Source organism: Treponema endosymbiont of Eucomonympha sp., assembly GCF_001028545.1.
Genome location: NZ_BBPW01000475.1, coordinates 1 through 550, shown reverse-complemented (window position 1 = coordinate 550; position 550 = coordinate 1). Strand labels below are relative to the sequence as shown.

1 protein-coding gene is annotated in these 550 nt (G+C 51.8%); it reads right to left on the bottom strand.

From position 1 onward, the window contains the following. Positions 1 to 124 precede the first annotated feature (124 nt). Positions 125 to 523 (bottom strand): transposase, encoded by a 399-nt coding sequence (locus tag AWU74_RS07650; protein ID WP_306701080.1) that lies wholly within the window; start codon positions 521 to 523, stop codon positions 125 to 127. Positions 524 to 550 lie beyond the last annotated feature (27 nt).

The following is a 550-nucleotide window of genomic DNA, read 5'->3' as shown; positions in this document are numbered from 1 at the left end:
TCCGGGCAGCAGGTCTTTTATCTGTTCCCACGCCTCGTCGCTTATATCGTGCCGGTGTATGCCTTCTTTTCTTTTCATGCTCCTTTTTTACCTCTTTCCCTTTATCCAGTCCACACTGCCTAGCCTAGGTAGTGTGGACTGGAAGATAGAGGAATAAACACCTGACATGAATAGCGGCTATGAAGGAAGCGGTGAGCTTTGCATAGCGCGTAGCAATTCCCCGCCGGCGCTTGAGGGCACGGAAGACGTTTTCAATGACGTGCCGTGCCCGATACAGTTCATGACTGTACGCTCTTTGCTCTTTCCGGCTTTTAACCGGAGGGATGACTGCTGCTATATCCGCTTCCTTAAGCATATCGAGCAGTTCGTTCGTGTCATACGCTTTGTCCGCAAGGAACGCTTCCGCTTCCAAATCCTCCATAAGGAGAGGCGCTTGGCTGCAGTCCGCGACAGTACCGCTTGTCACAATGCCGCTTGCCGGTATCCCGTACTCGTCAACTACCAAGTGTAATTTGCTGTTCAGCCCCCTTTTGTGCGGCTAATGTCCTGA